This is a genomic window from Pantoea sp. X-Soil-YNGN-844, assembly GCF_059730595.1.
This window is the reverse complement of the sequence record NZ_AP036007.1, coordinates 907,089-921,623: the sequence shown is the minus strand read 5'-3', so window position 1 is coordinate 921,623 and position 14,535 is coordinate 907,089. Positions and strand designations below refer to the sequence as shown.

15 protein-coding genes are annotated in these 14,535 nt (G+C 55.4%); 6 read left to right on the top strand and 9 right to left on the bottom strand.

Translation table 11 applies throughout. The annotated features are described in order from the left end of the window. Nucleotides 1–164: 164 nt before the first annotated feature. Nucleotides 165–1,337, bottom strand: a complete 1,173-nt coding sequence (locus tag AC6I8C_RS04060; RefSeq protein WP_497821673.1) for a cyanate transporter — start codon at nucleotides 1,335–1,337, stop codon at nucleotides 165–167. Nucleotides 1,338–1,424: 87 nt separating this feature from the next. Between AC6I8C_RS04060 and AC6I8C_RS04055 the strand changes: the two genes are divergently transcribed. The 3 genes from AC6I8C_RS04055 (at nucleotide 1,425) to dbpA (ending at nucleotide 6,310) form a co-directional block, all read left to right on the top strand. Continuing rightward, nucleotides 1,425–2,285 (top strand): LysR family transcriptional regulator, encoded by an 861-nt coding sequence (locus tag AC6I8C_RS04055; RefSeq protein ID WP_497821672.1) that lies wholly within the window; start codon nucleotides 1,425–1,427, stop codon nucleotides 2,283–2,285. 90 nt (nucleotides 2,286–2,375) lie between these two features. Beyond that, nucleotides 2,376–3,764, top strand: coding sequence for an amidohydrolase family protein (locus AC6I8C_RS04050; RefSeq protein ID WP_497821671.1), 1,389 nt, complete (start codon nucleotides 2,376–2,378; stop codon nucleotides 3,762–3,764). A gap of 1,163 nt (nucleotides 3,765–4,927) precedes the next feature. Next, complete coding sequence (dbpA, locus tag AC6I8C_RS04045; RefSeq protein WP_013356918.1) at nucleotides 4,928–6,310, top strand: ATP-dependent RNA helicase DbpA; 1,383 nt, start codon at nucleotides 4,928–4,930, stop codon at nucleotides 6,308–6,310. 36 nt (nucleotides 6,311–6,346) lie between these two features. Here dbpA and AC6I8C_RS04040 read toward each other — a convergent pair whose 3' ends face one another. Next, complete coding sequence (locus AC6I8C_RS04040) at nucleotides 6,347–6,739, bottom strand: YgiW/YdeI family stress tolerance OB fold protein (protein ID WP_033731697.1); 393 nt, start codon at nucleotides 6,737–6,739, stop codon at nucleotides 6,347–6,349. 167 nt (nucleotides 6,740–6,906) lie between these two features. Between AC6I8C_RS04040 and AC6I8C_RS04035 the strand changes: the two genes are divergently transcribed. The 3 genes from AC6I8C_RS04035 (at nucleotide 6,907) to AC6I8C_RS04025 (ending at nucleotide 9,978) form a co-directional block, all read left to right on the top strand. After that, nucleotides 6,907–7,869, top strand: coding sequence for a chemotaxis protein (locus AC6I8C_RS04035; protein ID WP_497821670.1), 963 nt, complete (start codon nucleotides 6,907–6,909; stop codon nucleotides 7,867–7,869). Between the two features lie 80 nt (nucleotides 7,870–7,949). Next, complete coding sequence (locus AC6I8C_RS04030; protein ID WP_167493438.1) at nucleotides 7,950–8,099, top strand: hypothetical protein; 150 nt, start codon at nucleotides 7,950–7,952, stop codon at nucleotides 8,097–8,099. 301 nt (nucleotides 8,100–8,400) lie between these two features. Continuing rightward, nucleotides 8,401–9,978: a methyl-accepting chemotaxis protein gene (locus AC6I8C_RS04025; protein ID WP_497821669.1), complete on the top strand. Its 1,578-nt coding sequence runs from the start codon at nucleotides 8,401–8,403 to the stop codon at nucleotides 9,976–9,978. 227 nt (nucleotides 9,979–10,205) lie between these two features. Here the strand turns inward: AC6I8C_RS04025 and ymcF are convergent, their stop codons facing one another. From ymcF to AC6I8C_RS03990, 7 genes are all read right to left on the bottom strand, one after another. After that, complete coding sequence (ymcF, locus tag AC6I8C_RS04020) at nucleotides 10,206–10,376, bottom strand: cold shock small protein YmcF (protein ID WP_098053076.1); 171 nt, start codon at nucleotides 10,374–10,376, stop codon at nucleotides 10,206–10,208. Between the two features lie 3 nt (nucleotides 10,377–10,379). Beyond that, entirely contained in the window at nucleotides 10,380–10,592 is a 213-nt protein-coding gene (cspE, locus tag AC6I8C_RS04015) for a transcription antiterminator/RNA stability regulator CspE (protein WP_003854408.1), read from the bottom strand. Nucleotides 10,593–10,969: 377 nt separating this feature from the next. Continuing rightward, nucleotides 10,970–12,724, bottom strand: coding sequence for a putative phage tail protein (locus AC6I8C_RS04010; RefSeq protein ID WP_497821668.1), 1,755 nt, complete (start codon nucleotides 12,722–12,724; stop codon nucleotides 10,970–10,972). A 204-nt stretch (nucleotides 12,725–12,928) separates the two neighbouring features. Next, a complete protein-coding gene (locus AC6I8C_RS04005; RefSeq protein ID WP_312121770.1) occupies nucleotides 12,929–13,222 on the bottom strand; it encodes a hypothetical protein in 294 nt (97 codons plus the stop codon). After that, nucleotides 13,219–13,566 carry a DUF7940 domain-containing protein gene (locus tag AC6I8C_RS04000; protein WP_150013031.1) on the bottom strand — a complete coding sequence of 116 codons (348 nt, stop codon included), beginning with the start codon at nucleotides 13,564–13,566 and terminating at the stop codon, nucleotides 13,219–13,221. Before AC6I8C_RS04000 ends, AC6I8C_RS04005 begins: the two co-directional genes overlap by 4 nt. Further along, nucleotides 13,563–14,030, bottom strand: a complete 468-nt coding sequence (locus AC6I8C_RS03995) for a glycoside hydrolase family protein (RefSeq protein ID WP_013356911.1) — start codon at nucleotides 14,028–14,030, stop codon at nucleotides 13,563–13,565. The genes AC6I8C_RS04000 and AC6I8C_RS03995 overlap by 4 nt, the downstream gene beginning before the upstream one ends. A gap of 204 nt (nucleotides 14,031–14,234) precedes the next feature. Beyond that, nucleotides 14,235–14,513, bottom strand: a complete 279-nt coding sequence (locus AC6I8C_RS03990) for a transcriptional antitermination N peptide (RefSeq protein ID WP_497821667.1) — start codon at nucleotides 14,511–14,513, stop codon at nucleotides 14,235–14,237. Nucleotides 14,514–14,535: the final 22 nt, after the last annotated feature.

Below are 14,535 nucleotides of genomic sequence, written 5' to 3'. Positions count from 1 at the left end.
AGCACTGTATGCCATCTGCCCCGGATTGGTCAGACCAAACCGCTGTATCGGGGCTTATGGCAACAGATAGTTAATGCATTGTTAATCTATGGCAACAGAAGTTGGGCGAATTTTCCCGGAGTGTGAACCAGAGAAAAATATTACCGGAATTGGTCGGACCAAAATCAGCAATTTATCTCCGGGAAGGCGCGCTGATAGCTGTGCGGATGAAAACGCAGATTAAGCACAATCAGCAGCAGCGTGACCGTCGCCTGCAGAATCCAGACGCTGGTAAAATTTCCGGTGAGTGTATGCAACTGACCGGCGATAAACGGCATGCTGCCCGCAATAATAAAGCCGACGCCCTGCATAAAGGCCACCAGCCGCGCGCCAGCCTGGGGCTGCTTCAGATGATCCAGCGCCAGCACCAGTGCCAGCGGAAACGCCCCGCCCAGCCCGAAGCCCGCCATCCCCGCCCAGAACCACGGTGCCAGCTGTGGTGCAAACAGGAAGCCGAGCATGCCGCAGAACTGCATAGCCAGGGTGAGCAGCAGCAATGGACGACGATCGCGGCCCCGCGCCAGCAACGGCAGCAGCAGCGCACCGGTAACCTGACAGCCGATCATCATACCGAGCAGTGAACCGCCCGCCTGCGCACTCCAGCCACGCTGATGGTAAAAATCGGGCAGCCAGGCAACACAGATGGCGTAACCGCCGTTCACCAGCCCGAAGCTCAGCGCCAGCGTCCAGGCGCGGGTTTTTCGCCACAGCGAAGGCAGCGCGTCGGCCTGCGTGCGGGCTGCGGGCGGCGTGGTGGTGATTAACAGCCAGAGCAGGATAGCCAGCACCACCGGCAGCGCCCAGCTGCTCAGTGCCCCCTGCCAGCCTGCATGTGCACTCAGCCACGGCGAGATCGCTGCGCCAATCCCGCCGCCACCCATCAGCGCCGCTGCCCATAGTCCGGTCACGCCCGCACTGCGGCTGCCAAAGCGCTGACGTATCAACCCTGGCATCGCCATCTGGACGATACCAATGCCGGCCCCACCCGGCACGGCAGTCAGCACCAGCCCGCGTCCGTCCGTCACAAACCATCGACTCACCAGCGCCAGCAGCAACAGCAACAGCCCGCCCAGCAGTAATTTGCGCACCGCAAAGCGCTGCATCAGCGGCGCACTGAACAGGGCAATGGCACCCATCATCATCATCGGCACCGCAGGCAGCAGCGAGGACGCCAGCGGTGACAGACCGATGCTCTGCCGCAGCTCACCGAGTAACGGGCTGACCGAGGTCATCAGTGGCCGCATATTCAGCCCGGCCAGCACCAGCGCCGCCAGCAGCAGGTTGTTCTCTCTCTTCATATGAAATCTACGCCATTAAAAGTTGCCAGCCTGACAGCAGTCGCTACTATCTGGAAATGAAATATTACTCTGCCAGGTAGTGGAAAAATGAATCGTCAGCCGATGTTTACTCCGCAACAGCTGCTCAGCTTTGTGGCGGTGTGCGAAACCGCCAGCTTTACCCGCGCCGCCGACAGAGTGCACCTGTCGCAGTCTACCGTCAGCCAGCAGGTGCGGCGGCTGGAGGAGATGGTCGGCAAAGAGCTGCTGGTCCGCTCTTCGCATCAGGTACAGATCACCGAAGAAGGCGAAAAACTTTTAGGTTACGCCCGGCGAATTATTGCGCTGAACGGGGAAGCGCACGATGTGCTGAGTGACCAGTGGCGCGATGGCGTGCTGCGCCTTGGCGTGCCGGAAGATTTTGCCGCCCCCACGACCGGTCTGCTGGCGCACTTCAGTCGTGATCATCCGCAGCTACGGCTGGATGTGATGAGCGGTATGCAGGTGGAGCTTCGTCGTGCCTGGCAGCGTGAAGAGCTGGACATCATGCTGATTAAACAGCCCGCTGGCGAGCGTCCGCTGGCGTCGCGTCCTGAACCGCTGCTGTGGCTCGACAGTGCAGAGTGGCCCTGCTTTGAGCAGACGCCGGTGCCGCTGGTGCTGTTTCCCCAGCAGGGGCTCTATCGCGATGAGGTCTGTCAGACGCTTGATGCGCTGGGGCGAAGCTGGCGCATCAGCTACAGCAGCGCCAGCCTGGTCGCGCTGGCCGCCGCCAGTGCACAGGGGCTTGGGCTGACGTTACTGCCTGCCAGCTGCCGTCTGACCGAGCATCGGGTGCTGGGTCCTGAACAGGGTCTGCCGGTGATTAATACCTTTGAACTGGCGCTGTTCTGCCGTCATCCGCAGGATCCGCTGCAGCGCGAACTGGCGGCGTCACTGGCGGCATTCGGCAAGCTGCGCTGGCAGTGAAATATCGAATAGCCGTCAGTGGAAAATAACGCAGCAGGGTGACGCGTCGTTTGTCAGATTAAGATCTTGTTCATTTTGCAGGAGCCTCTGATGCCTATTTCCTCTTCGCCGAGCCGCCGTGATTTCCTGGGGCAAAGCGTTCGCTGGACCGCCGCAGGCGGCCTGCTGGCCGCCGGTCTCGGTCAGGCCAGTGCCGCCACCCGCTCATCGTTGCCCGCCATCAATCCCGACCAGCCCGCCGCCCTGCCCCAACAGGACCACTATCTGCTGCGCAATGTGCGACTGGAAGAGGGTTTTATCCGCGAGGATGACGACGTCGTCGCGACCCGGACCGGTCTTTACGACATCAGCGTGCGCGACGGCAAAATTGACCAACTGACCTCGGCGGGCCAGGGTGACAGCACGCTACCGTCGTGGGATGCGCAGGAGGCGCTGCTGCTGCCCGCTACGCAGGATATGCATATCCATCTTGATAAAACCTTCTACGGCGGTCCGTGGCAGGCTCCACGTCCACGTCAGGGCAAAACCATCATGGATATGATTGCACGCGAGCAGGTGCTGATTCCGCAGCTGCTGCCGCACTCCCAGGCCCGTGCCGAAGGATTGATCGCCCTGCTGCACGCCAAAGGTACTACCCGCGCCCGCAGCCATTGCAATATCGATCCGGTCAGCGGCCTGAAAAGTCTGGAACATCTGCAGGCGGCATTAGCCCGTCATCCTGCTTTTTCCTGCGAGATCGTTGCCTTCCCGCAGCACGGCCTGCTGCATTCGCAGGTTGATGGCCTGATGCGTGAGGCGATGCAGCACGGCGTTGAATATGTCGGCGGGCTGGATCCCACTAACGTGGATGGCGCGATGGAGAAGTCGCTGGATGCCATGTTTCAGATTGCGCTCGACTATCAGCGCGGCGTGGATATTCATCTGCATGAAACCTCACCGGCTGGTGTGGCGGCGATTCAGTACATGATTGACACAGTGGCGCAGAATTCGGTGCTGAAAGGTAAAGTGACGCTGAGCCACGGTTTTGCGCTGGCGACGCTCACCGGCAGTGCGCTGGATAACATGATCGAAGGGCTGGCAGAGCAGCAATTCAGCGTCGCTTCCACGTTGCCGATTGGCAGGCTCACTATGCCAGTTCCACAGCTGCAGGCGGCGGGCATCAAAGTGATGACCGGCACCGACAGCGTGATCGATCACTGGTCCCCGTTTGGCACCGGCAGCATGCTGGAAAAAGCGAATCTCTATGCGCAGCTCTATCGTGGTTCGGACGAGTTCTCGCTGTCGCGGGCGCTGGCCATCGCCACAGACGATCGGCTGCCGCTCTCTGCTCAGGGCGAACGTCAGTGGCCTGCGCCGGGCGATGATGCGAGCATGATACTGGTAGCAGCGAGCTGTTCCGCTGAAGCCGTGGCGCGCATTTCACCGGTAGTGGCGACCTTCTCACGCGGTAAACCGGTCTTTGCGCTGGCCTCGGTCTGAGCCTTCTCAGCTAGCGGCGAGATCGAGCCTGCTCAGGGAAACCGGTCAGATCGGAAAGGCGCTTAAGCCATCCATGGCGGCTCGGCCCGCGCGATTACGCACCTCATCCATGAGGTGCGCCCGTAAACGGGCCAACGCATTGCGTTGTTCAAAAACGCTCCCGGCGTTTTTTTCCAGGCGGCGGGATGCTTTCCTCTTCTGACCGGCTTGCCTGCGCTTTAAGCTTGTTTATTGCTGATAGATTCCCAGTGCCCGTGGTTTACCAGCAACGACGGTCCTGAAACGGGAAGCGTCTGCCGGACGTGAAGCGAAGGAAGCCTATGCCTGTAGCAAAGCATAGCGGGCCACAGATAGCGGTTTTGCGTCTTTGTCGAGGGCATATGCTCCCTGAAGCCTGCTCTGCGGCTAACACATACCTGCTCAGGATTTGCCAGCAGCGACCTTACTGCCTAAACCTGTCCCCTGATACGCCCCCTAAAAACAACAGAGCCTCCACACGGGAGGCTCTGCATTTACCTGAGCGGAGTGCGGGTTACGCGCTTTTGGCCCATTGATCATTCGACATTAATTCCATTGCCAGCGCGTATAAGCGACGATCTTCCTGATCACAGGGCTCATCTTCCGCATAACAGCCGATCATGGATGCGATTTTATCCGCAGATAAACTCTCGCCATGAACATGCAGTGTCAGTACGGCGCGGCCTACTATTTTAAGCACATTTTCATGTGGTCCCTGGATGCTATTACTCAATGCAAATACCCTCTACCGGTCGTTGTACCAGGAATATGGCGCGATAAATATAAAGCAATTAGATCAGGATTTTTATCGGCACCAGTGGTGATATTTTTTAATGATTAATTCTATTACTGGAGTCTTATTTGAGGATTTATCTGATTAACAATGAAATTTTTTTTAAAAACGGTCACTTATAAAATAATTACTGGTATTAACCGATCGTCATTCTGGAACAACCACGTTAAGCCGGCGTTAATCTATAAAAATAAACCACCTTTTTTCAGTAAACTTCAGCTTATTCCTAAGCGCACCGGCAGATTTAGTTTCATACCGCTAACCATCGAGGTTCCCGTTGCTGTCAGGCGTGCTTTCTGCCAGACTTGCCCCGCAATAATGCCCTACACTTTCAGCCTCAGAGGCCGCGCCCGTGACCGCTTTTTCTACCCTCAATTCGCTTCCCGACAGCCAGCTCGATAACCTGCGCGAGATGGGCTACACCAGCATGACGCCCGTGCAAGCCGCTACGCTGCCCGCCATTCTGCAGGGACGCGACGTGCGCGCGCAGGCGAAAACCGGCAGCGGTAAAACGGCTGCCTTTGGTATTGGTTTACTGCACCATATCGACAGCACCCGCTTTCAGACGCAGGCACTGATCCTCTGTCCGACCCGTGAACTGGCGGATCAGGTGGGCAATGTCCTGCGCCAGCTGGCGCGCTTCACACGCAACATCAAAGTGCTCACCCTGTGTGGCGGACAGCCGATGAGCGCACAGCGTGATTCACTGGTGCATCCACCGCATATTGTGGTCGGCACGCCGGGTCGTATCCTCGACCACATCAACCGCGAAAATCTCAAGCTGGACCAGCTCAGCACGCTGGTACTGGATGAGGCAGATCGAATGCTGGAGATGGGCTTCCTGAACGATATGGAAACGATCATTGAAGCGACGCCCGCCTCGCGTCAGACGCTGCTCTTTTCCGCTACCTGGCCCGACGGCATCACCGCTATCAGCACCCGCTTTCAGCGCGATGCACTGAGCGTTGTCACTGAAGATGTCAGCGAACTGCCGTCAATCGACCAGCAGTTCTTTGAAGCCAGCCATAATGAAAAACTGGGCCTGCTGATAGCCCTGCTCAGCGATCGTCAGCCTTCATCCTGCGTGGTCTTCTGCAACACTAAACGTGAGTGTGATGATGTTGCTGCGGCGCTTAATGCGCGTGATATCAGCGCCCTGCCACTGCATGGCGACCTGGAACAGCGCGATCGTGAACGCGTATTGATTCGCTTCGCGAACGGCAGCGGTCGCGTGCTGGTCGCCACCGATGTCGCCGCGCGTGGACTCGACATCAAATCGCTGGCGATGGTGGTCAACTATCAGCTCGCCTGGGACCCTGAAGTTCACCTGCACCGCATTGGTCGTACGGCGCGTGCAGGCGAGCATGGTGTTGCCGTCAGCCTGGTCGCGGCCGATGAGATGGCGCGTGCGCATGCGCTGGAAGATTTCCTGCAGCAGAAGCTGCCGTGGGTCTCAGCCAGCACGCTGAAAAAGGGCAGCAGTAAGCCACTGCCTGCCGCCATGATGACGTTGTGCATTGATGGTGGCCGTAAAGCCAAGATACGTCCGGGAGATATTCTGGGTGCGCTGACGGGTGAAGCGGGTTATCGCGCTGAGCAGATTGGGAAAATTGTCCTGACCCCGACCCATGCCTACGTAGCGATTGAGGCAAATCAGGCCAAAGCGGCACTGGTGAAACTTAAGCAGGGCAAAATCAAAGGCAAAACCTGCCGGGCGATTCTGCTAAAAGACTAAATAAAAAAGGGCGAGGTCACGACCTCGCCCGGTCTGTTATGGCTCTTCGATGCGTGACACATGCAGCGTGGTTTTATCCCCTTTGCCCTGTACCTTGCCACTGACGCGCACTTTGTCCTCAGCGGTGTAGGTTTTACCATCAAAGGTCTTCTTCGGGGCAATAATCGGTAACGTCCCGGTGTTGTCGCGGAACTGATACCGCTCGCCCTGCTCTTTCTTCACGATGTAACCTTCCAGCGTCACATACCCGCCCTGACGGAAATCGCGGATCTGATCGATGTGGGTCTGGCCGGTATCTTCTGACCCTTTATAGCCGGCATCCTGCTTGTGTTGCGGCGGCGGCGTATCGCCTGCTTTGTATCCGCCCTCTTCAGCTGAAACGCCCGCGCTCATCATCACCAGCAACGACGCTAAAATCACTTTTTTCATTTCACACTCCTTTATTGGAAAGGTGTCCATGTTGAACCTTCAGGGTTAAGCCTGGCACAATAATTGGCATCCGTTTTATTTCACCCTTCTCTTCTCACCTTTTTCCGTTTGCTGCCGATAACCTGTTCACACCCTATTTCACCAGCTGCGTTAATGCAGAGGCAACCATGGATAATTTTCAAAAAGAGATCGATGAAAGAGCGAACCTCGCGTTATCGAACAAGTTTGAGCTGCTGCTGTTTCGCTTAGGTTCCGATCAGCTGAAAGGCAAATCTGAACTGTTTGGCATTAACGTCTTCAAGCTGCGTGAAATTGTACCGATGCCGACCATCACTAAAGCCGCGGGCATGCGTTCGCCCCTGCTGGGCATGGCGAGTATTCGTGGTCAGTTCATTCCGGTGATCGACCTGCCTGCAGTCGCGGGCTGTGTGCCGGAAACCGGTCTTAACCTGCTGCTGGTGACCGAATATGCCCGTAACACCCAGGCGTTTGCCGTGGAGTCAGTTGAGAACATCGTGCGTCTCGACTGGAGCCAGGTGCATACCGCCGAAGCCGGTATCGGTGGCCGCAATATTACCAGCATCGCCTGCCTGGACAGCGAAAAGCAGAGCAACGAGCTGGCGATGGTGCTGGACGTTGAGCAGATTCTGTATGACATCATTCCTTCAGTGCGCGGCGTTGAACCGGAAGCGGCCAGACCGCGTGCGTTCAACTATCGCCCTGGTGCAGTCGCCATTGTGGCAGAAGATTCTAAAGTGGCGCGTCAGCTGCTGGAGCAGGGCCTGAAGAGCATGGGCATTCCGGCGCTGATGTTTAACACTGGTCTGGAAGCGTGGGAAAAAATTAAGCTGATGAGCCAGGAAGCACAGGCCGCGGGCGAGTCGATTCACGACAAAATTGCGCTGGTCCTGACCGACCTGGAGATGCCAGAGATGGATGGCTTTACGCTGACCCGTAACATTAAGCGGGACCCGATTCTCAAGGTTCTGCCGGTCGTCATTCACTCCTCACTCTCTGGCAGCGCCAACGAAGATCATGTGCGCAAAGTGGGTGCCGACGGTTATGTGGCGAAGTTTGAACTGAATGAGCTGTCAGACGTGATTTTTAACGTTCTCGACACTGCACGCTAAACAAATCCGGGCCGCGAAGAATGCCCGGTATATTTTTACTTTTTAGCCAGCAGAATGGCTGATCTGATCAGGAACCGACTATGCATATTGAAACTTTACCTGTTACACCGGCACCTGCTACCCCTTCTCCTCAGAAAGTGCTGCGTGGCCGTTTACGCCAGCTGGCCTGGATTACCGCCGTCACGTTAAGTGTCGCATTCTGGGTAGGCCTCTACTTCTTAGTTTTCTGAATCCGGTCATGCTTGTCTGGATCGGGCCGTCAGCATTACTGCTGACGGCCCTTTTTTTTGCCTGAGTTTCCCCTTTGTTTATTTGTTAACCCTTTCTGAAGCTTTTCAGTGACTATTTATTCACGCACCGTTATTACTTAAAAATTATTAAAGGTACAACTGCGTGCTCCGATAACAGACTGTGCGAGATCACCTTTTTGCCTGCGGTTGTGACCACAGACATCAGCAAGGCACTGCGCACAACAGCAGGAAACCTGAGTGCTGCTAACAAACTGATTAATAATAAAACGGGGAAGAGAACATGTTCAGTATTAAGAATATGAAGGTCGGTATGCGGCTCGCAGCAGCCTTCGGTATTATTGTGGCGTTACTGATAGTGATTGGCGTAACATCCATTACCAGAATTAACAGTATTAATACCGCGATCTCATCGATCGTCGACGATCGCTATGTGAAAGTACGACTGGCATTTGATGTGCGCGATGGCGTCAACGATCAGATCAAATACCTGCGCGGCATGGTGATCGACACGAACCGTCCGGAAATGAATGTGAAGCGTTATGGTCAGCTGGATGAAGCCACGCAACGCACTAACATCGCGATGAAAAAGATTGAGGACATCCAGGTTACACCAGTCGGTAAGAAAAAGATCGCCGGTCTGCTGGCGTCTGCTCAGGCGTTTGAGCAGGTCAAAACTGAATTGATCGGCCTGATCAAAGCGGGCAATTTTGATGCAGCCAGCGCCTATGTCCTGAAATCGATGACCGCGACACAGAATAAGTTTCTTCAGGATGCGGTGAATTTTGCCAACTCACAGGACTCACAGCTGCGCAGTGAAGGCCAGGGCATTGTGGAAAATGGACAGTCAGCCATCACCATCACCCTGATTTTCTCCGCGCTGGCGATTCTGGCCGCGATTATGCTGGGCTACTTCCTGACCCGCTCTATTGTGCGTCCGCTGGTTGCTGCGGTTGACGTCGCTGAACGCGTTGCCGCGGGCGATCTGAGTTCCCAGATGCAGGTCACCTCGCGTGATGAAACCGGCGTCCTGATGCAGGCGCTGCAGCGAATGAACGATAACCTGCTGTCGATTGTGACTGAAGTACGCACCGGCTCCGACACTATCGCGGTCGCCTCCAATCAAATCTCCAGTGGTAACCTTGACCTCTCAACCCGCACTGAGCAGCAGGCCAGTTCACTGGAAGAGACCGCCTCTGCCATGGAGCAGATGACGTCGACCGTGAAACACAATGCCGACAACGCGCGTGAAGCTAATCACCTGGTATCGACGACTTCCAGCGTAGCGCGTGAAGGTGGCGTGGTCATGGAAAAAGTGATCGAGAAGATGGAAGCAATCGCCCTCTCCTCACGCAAAATTGTCGATATCATCAGCGTTATCGACTCCATCGCCTTCCAGACCAATATTCTGTCACTGAACGCCGCCGTTGAAGCGGCGCGGGCGGGTGAACAGGGTCGCGGCTTTGCGGTGGTTGCAAGTGAAGTGCGTAATCTGGCACAGCGCTCAGCCTCCGCGGCCAAAGAGATTAAGGTACTGATTGAAGATTCGGTCGCTAAAGTCGATGAAGGCAGCAAACTGGTAACCCATGCGGGTTCGACCATCGGCGAGGTGGTAAACAGCGTGCAGAGCGTGGCGAACATCATGAGCGAAATCACCATTGCCAGCAGCGAGCAGAGCAGCGGCATCAATGAGATCAATCAGGCGATTACCCAGATGGAAGCGGTAACGCAACAGAACGCCGCGCTGGTTCAGGAAGCATCAGCTGCTTCACAGGCACTGCAGGATCAGGCTGAGCGTATGGCACAGGCAATGAGCGTGTTTAATACCGGCAAGCTCGCACTGCAACCCGTGCTTCGCTGATTCCCTTTAATGGCCTGCTCCGGCGGGCCTTTTCAGATCGGTGACAGTAAACGAACAGGTTACAGATGGTTGACCAAAAAGTTGCGCAGGGAAGCTAAGGTATTCCGGCGGGTACAGAAGAAAGGATGAGGGATGGCGGAGGGGAACAGCAGAAAACAAAAAAGGCTGCCAGAGGCAGCCTTTTATTACTGTAAATGCAACAACGCTATAAAGCTCACTAGCCTTTATCAGAGAGCGCGAAGCTGGCTCTGAATTGCAATCCTCGCCGCGTTCACCTGAACAACGACAGATTTGCAGAAAATGCATTTCGCTCCATGCGGATTGGCTCTTGTAACATCAAAATGCGATGTACGAAACTGTGAGCCATTACAGTGAGGACATTTAAAAGTAATTTTCAGTCCTTAGAGACCAACAACGTTCGCAGCAGCTGGGCCTTTGGCGCCATTTTCTACTGTGAATTCAACTTGCTGACCTTCGTCTAATGAACGGAAATCGGTGCCCTGGATTGCAGAGAAATGTACGAATACATCTTTGCTGCCGTCTGCAGGAGAGATGAAACCGAAGCCTTTCTCTGCGTTAAACCATTTAACGGTACCGCGAATTTTGTTAGACATGCTTAAATCCTTAATATATCGAGCCTTCCGGCATAATGGCCTGAGAACAGATTTTAATCAGAACGTAAGAGAAGACTCAAAAAGAAGGGATGTCTCGCGACAAACTTAGAGATGAGAACTGCTTTGATTACTTACTTTGATAGTGTCTGTTAATCAAACCGACGATTCATTAGGCCACACTTCTTAAAGTGACGCAAGCCGTAATTCAAATTAATCGCAATCAGCCCGCTGACGAGGGTGAAGGCGAAAGGCTGTGTCAGGGAGACTGTCTGGCTTTACAGTGCAGCTGTGACTTTTCTGGCGACGTAAAAAGAAGCGGAGATAATGTCAGATCAAAAAAGGGCGAGGCCGGAGCCTCGCCCAAAACATGCCGATCATCAATCGTAGTAAGGAACCTTGCGGTCAACGCCGTTGATATTGATCAGCACAAAACCGGTTGGCGCGGTTTTATTGGTCGGTGTACCCGCAGCGGTCGCGAGCGTCACCACGCCCTTCTCGTTAGCACCAATACCTGCCAGTCCATTGTGCATGCCGAAGCGTGCCGCAGGTTTCAGGTTGCTGATATTGGTGATGTCCGTTACCACCGACATATCCGACTGGAACAGCGAGCAGGAGCCGGTATCGAAGCGGGTCGGACCGGTAGTCTTCAGGTTGAACATGGTCTCGCCGCTGTTGGCTTTCAGTTTGACCCAGATGACGGCATAGGTGGTCCCTACCCGGCCATAACGAATGTCCAGCACGGAAGGCTGTCCCATGTGGTAAGCATCGGCCCAGACCGTTTCCAGTCGCTGCAGGTTGATCAGAGTTTTACCGGTGGCAGGCATATTTACCGGTGAACCGGCGGTGCCGGACGGCGTGGTGGCATCCGCTTTACTGATCAGCTCCATCACCCATTGCTGGTTAGGCGCCGGGAAATAGAGCTGCCCCAGCCGATACCAGTTGTCGGTCGCGGTGTTATTCACCACTTTATAGCCGCTGTAATAGCCAGCACGCAGCGAACCGGTCATGAACGTGCCGTAGTTCTCATCCCGACGATAGCCATATTCAAAGGTCGATAACCACTTACTCCCGGCCAGATCATTGGTGATTTTCGCCCCCGCCTGCAGGTTAATATGACGCATCACCACGCGGGCATTGTTGAGATTGAGCGGCGTGGCACAATCTTCAATGTTGAGCGTCTCAATGTTCCAGCCGCCGTCCGACAAATCCCCCGGGTTAGTCGTGTGCTCAATCCAGACGTTGCGCATGACGCCCTGCGTAACGCGCGGCATGTAGAGCGTGGCATCGCCGTAGCCCGACTGGAAGTTGGCATTACAGAGCTCAATGGCGGTTGAGTGGTCCCAGTTCCCCTTCGGTGTGTTTGACCAGCCGACATCAAACACGCGTGAATAGGTCGTGGAGGTGTAGATCTGATCGAACTTACTGTCGAGCGTATCCTGCAGCTTAAAGACGGTTCCCCCGGTACTTTGCGCCTTGAAGCAGAAGATATTGACGATCTGGCCGCCGACAATCGTGTTTTCGAAGAACGGCTGAACGTTGCTGCACTGTTCAGGCGTGACGGTAACTTTGAGTGTGGTGTCGACAGTCCCGGCATTAGCCTGTCCGTGCCAGCAGATGCCTTTGATGGCGATTTTACGCGCATTAACCTTAAACACCGGAGTAGCACTTTTGTCAGAAATAATAGTGGTGCGCGGTGACGAGCCGAGTTCGATATCGTCACCTGCCAGACCAAAGAACGGCAACTCTGTATCGCTGATATCGATGGGTGAAATCAGGAAGCGGCCACCCGGAAAACGTACCGGCATCGCTTTCGCATAGGTGTTATAAGACTGCGTCCATGCCAGCATCCGCTTAAAGGCTTCAGTGTCATCGGTCACGCCATCCCCTCTCGCGCCAAAGTGCAGGATATTCACTTCGGCAGGATCGTTGATGGTGCGCTTCCAGTAGAAACCGTTACCCACCGCCACCGTACCGCCATCATCTTTCAGCGGCGTGGTGCTGAGGAAACCGACAAAGTCTGCGCCGCCACGGAAGCTGGAGTCTTTGTCGTAATAGCGTTTAAGGCTCGCGACTTCACCTGATTTTGGCGGGACCGTGGTACGCAGTTCAGCAAAAGAGTTAACTTCGATCATAGAATCCTCCTCAGGATCATTGAGATATCGCGCTGATTGTCAGCGCACTACTTAGCCGCAGCCGGATGGCCGCAAAGGGTGTCCCACATGTCGTTGTGGGTGTTGATGGCGCGCACCGTCCTGACGTCCATTTTTTGCGCGTCATCGCCGTAGGTATAAAGAGGGGAAAAAAGTACGCAGGCAGAGTCGGTGATCGCTACCGGCTCAGGGTTTGTGGTATTTCGACTGCTGCAGCTTGTCGCGAGCAGCAGCGTCATCAAGGCTATGATTGTCAGTCGCCACACGGTTAGCCTCCTCGCGGTTATGTTGTTGTTGTTGCGCCACCGCGCTGACGCGGGACGCCTCCTGTTGCGCGTTTGCGACGTCAGATCGCGCTTTTTGCTGCACTTTGCCGATTTTCCTGCCGCCGAAATAACTGGCGCCCAGCGCTGCAATGACGCCAGCCAGTGCGGCAAGCCAGTGCCAGCTGCCGCCAAGTAAGGTGGTAATCAGAGTCATGGTTTCGCTCCTTCAGCCTGCTCCTTCGCGTTGAGCAGATTTTTCTGACGAACAAACTGTGCAATCACGCCCATCGCCACCATGAATGCGCCCACCAGCCCCAGGTAGTTGTGCGGCAGAATCGTTTTCACGTCCTCCGGCAGTACGCTCCAGGCATCAACGGCAGCAGAAGGAAACGACTGCGCCCAGGCGCTGAGCATCGAACCCAGTGACGCGAGCCAGACGGACCAGGTTCTGAAGAGCAGGCGGGCATGAGAGACAAACTGCAGGGTGGTGAAGCGCTGTAATAGCAGCAGGATGATGATCGCCGTCAGCACGGCGACGAGAAACATGAGCCATCTCATAGCAACCCCCTGTAAACCGCATAGGTTCCGCTGCGCATCATCTCTGCATGACGCCTGGCGCGGCCCGGTGTCTGGCGGGCCCAGAGGCTGTTCATCATCGCGTCAGCCGCCTCATTGAACTGTTCAGCCGCGATGGCGGTGAGCATGTTTTTGAACTGCATAACGCCTTCGACGCCCAACTGATAGGTCATGCTCAGCAACACATCCGTACGGGCGTCATTGCACTTCGCCAGCGCATTACGCAGCAGATCCCTGCCCTGCATCTCCTGAACTTTGTTTTCAAGAATGCACTGCTTCCAGACATCCCCGACGCGCCGTGGTACGCGGAATGTGTAATTACTCAGCGATGCCCCCTTAGGCCCGATGCGGATACCGCCCGCCACCGTGGGAAAGCCCAGCGTGTCGAGGTAAGGCGTGTCGACATATCCCTCTTCAAAATTCAGTACTGCAATTATCTGGCTCATAACGACTCCTTAATGACGGGTTAAAGCAATTCACCATTGTGAAAAAAAATACATAACGCCTGCTGATCATTAACCATTCAGGCGCGGCAAGAGGCCTGACTGACCCTGCAGCAAAACTGAACAGTAACTCAGCAAATTGCGCCCAGTGAGAGCTGGAGATAACGAAGAGTTAGCCGGAACGGAAAAGTACGCTTTCTTCGCGCTTCATCTCACGGCGTAGAGGTGAACGTGCGGAAGACAGCAATTGTCGAAACTGGGTGTTTCCTGACTGGTGACGCGGGGTGCAGTGATTGCGCGATCAACGCGCGGGGCGACCTGACGCTGGCAGATTTGCTCTGCACGTCTCAGGACGGGGGGTTCAGTTGGGAAGTTCAGGGCCTGGTCGATGCTCTGAGTCAGGCTGCTGAGAGGTTGGCGCCGCCGATGGCGACGAGTACGTGCGTTGCCCACAAAAACGCTTTTGCCATAGTGAATTATCGCCATAACTCCTCCTGTGAATGAGTCT

What these genes read in the sequence shown, in the direction of transcription:
- AC6I8C_RS04030 (WP_167493438.1), top strand. Translation starts at nt 7,950, where the DNA reads ATGCATATTGAAACTTTACCTGTTACACCGGCACCTGCTACCCCTTCT.
- AC6I8C_RS04000 (WP_150013031.1), bottom strand. Translation starts at nt 13,566, where the DNA reads ATGAGATGGCTCATGTTTCTCGTCGCCGTGCTGACGGCGATCATCATC.
- AC6I8C_RS03990 (WP_497821667.1), bottom strand. Translation starts at nt 14,513, where the DNA reads ATGGCGATAATTCACTATGGCAAAAGCGTTTTTGTGGGCAACGCACGT.
- AC6I8C_RS04055 (WP_497821672.1), top strand. Translation starts at nt 1,425, where the DNA reads ATGAATCGTCAGCCGATGTTTACTCCGCAACAGCTGCTCAGCTTTGTG.
- AC6I8C_RS04060 (WP_497821673.1), bottom strand. Translation starts at nt 1,337, where the DNA reads ATGAAGAGAGAGAACAACCTGCTGCTGGCGGCGCTGGTGCTGGCCGGG.
- AC6I8C_RS04040 (WP_033731697.1), bottom strand. Translation starts at nt 6,739, where the DNA reads ATGAAAAAAGTGATTTTAGCGTCGTTGCTGGTGATGATGAGCGCGGGC.
- AC6I8C_RS04025 (WP_497821669.1), top strand. Translation starts at nt 8,401, where the DNA reads ATGTTCAGTATTAAGAATATGAAGGTCGGTATGCGGCTCGCAGCAGCC.
- AC6I8C_RS04005 (WP_312121770.1), bottom strand. Translation starts at nt 13,222, where the DNA reads ATGACTCTGATTACCACCTTACTTGGCGGCAGCTGGCACTGGCTTGCC.
- AC6I8C_RS04035 (WP_497821670.1), top strand. Translation starts at nt 6,907, where the DNA reads ATGGATAATTTTCAAAAAGAGATCGATGAAAGAGCGAACCTCGCGTTA.
- AC6I8C_RS04010 (WP_497821668.1), bottom strand. Translation starts at nt 12,724, where the DNA reads ATGATCGAAGTTAACTCTTTTGCTGAACTGCGTACCACGGTCCCGCCA.
- cspE (WP_003854408.1), bottom strand. Translation starts at nt 10,592, where the DNA reads ATGTCTAACAAAATTCGCGGTACCGTTAAATGGTTTAACGCAGAGAAA.
- AC6I8C_RS04050 (WP_497821671.1), top strand. Translation starts at nt 2,376, where the DNA reads ATGCCTATTTCCTCTTCGCCGAGCCGCCGTGATTTCCTGGGGCAAAGC.
- AC6I8C_RS03995 (WP_013356911.1), bottom strand. Translation starts at nt 14,030, where the DNA reads ATGAGCCAGATAATTGCAGTACTGAATTTTGAAGAGGGATATGTCGAC.